Raw genomic sequence first — 3,113 nt, 5'->3', positions numbered from 1 at the left:
ACATCATGGAGTTCTGCAAGGCCTACAACGCGGCGACTGAGAATCAGCGCGGCAACGTGGTGCCGGTCGAGATCTTTGTGTACGAAGACCGCTCGTTTGACTTCAAGCTGAAGACCCCGCCCGCGGCCAAGTTGCTGCTCAAGGCGGCCGGTCTGCAGAAGGGCTCCGGCGAGCCGCACGTCAAGAAGGTCGGCAAGGTGACCATGGACCAGGTCCGTGAGATCGCCAAGACCAAGGCCGAGGATCTCAACGCCAACGATATCGATCAGGCTGCGAAGATCATCGCCGGTACCGCCCGTTCCATGGGCATCACCGTCGAGGGCTAGCGAAGCGCCCTCGCCCATGTGGCCGAGGGCTAGCGAGATCGCCCCTGTCGATGTGGACAACGGGCTAACAACAGAAACACCTCGTGGGAGGGCCGGCTCGGCCCATCAACCACTCACCCGGGACCAACCCGGAGAAGGAACAGAGCAATGGCACAGAAGAGCAAGGCCTACCGCGCCGCAGCGGAGAAGGTCGACCGCGAGAACCTGTACAGCCCGCTGGAGGCTGCACAGCTCGCCAAGGACACGTCGTCGAAGAACTCCGACTCGACCGTCGAGGTCGCGATCCGACTCGGCGTCGACCCCCGTAAGGCCGATCAGCTGGTCCGCGGCACCGTCAACCTGCCGCACGGCACCGGTAAGACCGCCCGCGTGATCGTGTTCGCGGCCGGCGAGAAGGCCGACGAGGCCCGCGCCGCCGGTGCTGACGAAGTCGGTGCCGAGGACCTGATCGAGAAGATCCAGGGCGGCTGGCTGGAGTTCGACGCCGCGATCGCGACGCCGGATCAGATGGCGAAGGTCGGCCGGATCGCCCGCGTCCTGGGCCCCCGCGGCCTGATGCCGAACCCGAAGACGGGCACGGTGACCACCGACGTCACCAAGGCCGTCAACGACATCAAGGGCGGCAAGATCAACTTCCGCGTCGACAAGGCTGCCAACCTGCACTTCGTGATCGGCAAGGCCTCGTTCACCCCCGAGCAGCTGGCTGAGAACTACGGTGCCGCGTATGACGAGATCCTGCGCGCCAAGCCGTCGGCTGCGAAGGGTCGTTACATCAAGAAGGTCACCGTCTCCACGACGACTGGCCCGGGCATCCCGGTCGACCCGACCGTCACCCGCAACTTCGCCGAGGCCGCGCAGGCGTAGGCCGCGTCGACCCCAGCAGTTCCGGCAAACCCAGTACCTGTTTGGTGCTGGGTTTGTCCGTTTCTGTCGGGGTTATCGAACCCGTTCGGTCCGACCCAACAGAAATCCTGCGGTGGTGAAGGCGCTCGGGTTGTTGGCTCCCATGTTCAGGAACAGTCCAAAGGTGCGGTCGCTCTCGGTGGGAAAGAAGGCAATGCTAAAGGTTAGCCAACCCTAATCAGCCTGTCGATGGTCGGCATTCGACGGTCCCGATATGAATCCGGTGTCGGGTGTAGCGGTCTGCGGGTTTGCGTGGCCGCAGTCCGATACGTTTGCCACATGGATCTCAACGGCGCGACTGCCATCGTCACCGGAGCGGCGAGCGGCATCGGCGCCGCACTCGCCACGGAACTCGTCCGACGCGGAGCCCGCGTCGTCATCGCCGATCTCGATCTCGATTCGTCGCGCGCGGTCGCAGACCGGCTGCCCGACGGCAGTGCCGTCGCGGTCGCCGGCGATACGAGCGAGCACGGGGTCATCGCCGCGCAGATCAAGGCCGCCGAGGATGCGTTCGGCCCCGTCGACCTGTACTTCGCCAACGCCGGGATCGGCACCGGCGCGGGTCTGGGTGCCAGCGACGACGAGTGGGCGCGGTCGATCGATGTGAACCTGCTGGCGCATGTGCGCGCGGCGCAGGCGCTGGTACCGGGGTGGGTCGAGCGGGGCGGCGGCTACTTCGTCGTCACCGCGTCGGCCGCCGGATTGCTCTCGCAGATCGGCTCGGCGACCTATTCCACCACCAAGCACGCGGCCGTCGGCTTCGCCGAGTGGCTCTCCATCACCTACGGCGATCACGGGGTGGGTGTGAGCTGCCTCTGCCCGATGGGCGTCGAGACCGCGCTGCTGGCACCCGATCGCGAGGTCGGCGACGAGGAGGCGCTCATGCTTCACACCGTCCGCTCCGCGGGCGCCGTGCTCACCCCGGAGGCCGTCGCCATCGCGACGCTCGACGCCGTCGCCGACGGGCGGTTCCTCGTGCTGCCGCACCCAGAGGTCCTCGACATGTACCGCGGGAAGGGCGCGGACTATGACCGATGGATCGGCGGGATGCGCCGACTTGAACGTGCGATGCGGAAATCTGTGAAAACAACTGGAGGCGAACAATGACCATTCCCGCGTTCTCGAAAGAGAGCAACGACTACCGCGCCAGCCTGATCGAGTTCATGGACACCCATGTCTATCCGGCCGAGTCGGTCTACCACGAGCAGCTGGTGGCGTCGGGCAACCCGCACTTCCAACCGCCCATCCTGGAGGAGTTGAAGGCGCAGGCGCGTGAGCGCGGGCTGTGGAACCTCTTCCTCCCATATCCCGAGTGGGGAGCGGGTCTCTCCAATCTCGACTATGCGCCGCTCGCGGAGATCATGGGCCGCTCGGAGATCGCGCCCGAAGTCTTCAACTGCAACGCCCCCGACACCGGGAACATGGAGGTGCTGACACTGTTCGGCACTGATGAGCACAAGGAGCGCTGGCTCAAGCCGCTGCTGGCCGGGGAGATCCGGTCAGCATTCGCGATGACCGAGCCCGCCGTTGCGAGCTCGGATGCGACGAACATCGAGATGTCGATGCGCCGCGACGGTGACTCCTACATCCTCAACGGCCGCAAGTGGTTCGCCTCCAACGCGATGCACCCCAACTGCAAGGTGCTGATCGTCATGGGCAAGACCGATCCGGAGGCCGCCACCCACCGGCAGCAGTCCATGATGGTCGTGCCGATCGACGCGCCCGGTGTCACCGTCGTACGCAACCTGCCGGTGTTCGGCTACCAGGACCGCGAGGGGCACGCCGAGATCACCTTCGAGGACGTCCGTGTGCCCGCTGCCGACGTGCTGGCCGGTGAGGGGGAGGGCTTCGCCATCGCCCAGGCCCGCCTCGGCCCCGGCCGCA

The 3,113-nt window shown here is 66.1% G+C and carries 4 protein-coding genes; all 4 read left to right on the top strand.

Features of this window, described 5'->3' with window-relative positions; translation table 11 throughout:
* Positions 1-326 (top strand): 50S ribosomal protein L11 (gene rplK / locus B4L26_RS08275; protein WP_290717888.1); only part of this gene is annotated, 326 nt, incomplete at its 5' end.
* Between the two features lie 147 nt (positions 327-473).
* On the top strand, positions 474-1,190 hold the full coding sequence (gene rplA / locus B4L26_RS08270; RefSeq protein ID WP_290717886.1) for a 50S ribosomal protein L1: 717 nt from the start codon (positions 474-476) through the stop codon (positions 1,188-1,190).
* A 318-nt stretch (positions 1,191-1,508) separates the two neighbouring features.
* The gene (locus tag B4L26_RS08265; RefSeq protein ID WP_290717884.1) at positions 1,509-2,336 is read left to right on the top strand and encodes an SDR family oxidoreductase; all 828 of its coding nucleotides are present in this window, start codon (positions 1,509-1,511) and stop codon (positions 2,334-2,336) included.
* A partial coding sequence (locus tag B4L26_RS08260; RefSeq protein ID WP_290717882.1) for an acyl-CoA dehydrogenase family protein occupies positions 2,333-3,113 on the top strand: 781 nt, incomplete at its 3' end. The genes B4L26_RS08265 and B4L26_RS08260, both read left to right, overlap by 4 nt.

This window comes from Gordonia sp. UBA7599, assembly GCA_002477755.1.
Taxonomy (GTDB): Bacteria; Actinomycetota; Actinomycetes; order Mycobacteriales; family Mycobacteriaceae; genus Gordonia.
This window is presented reverse-complemented; position numbering and strand designations above follow the sequence as displayed.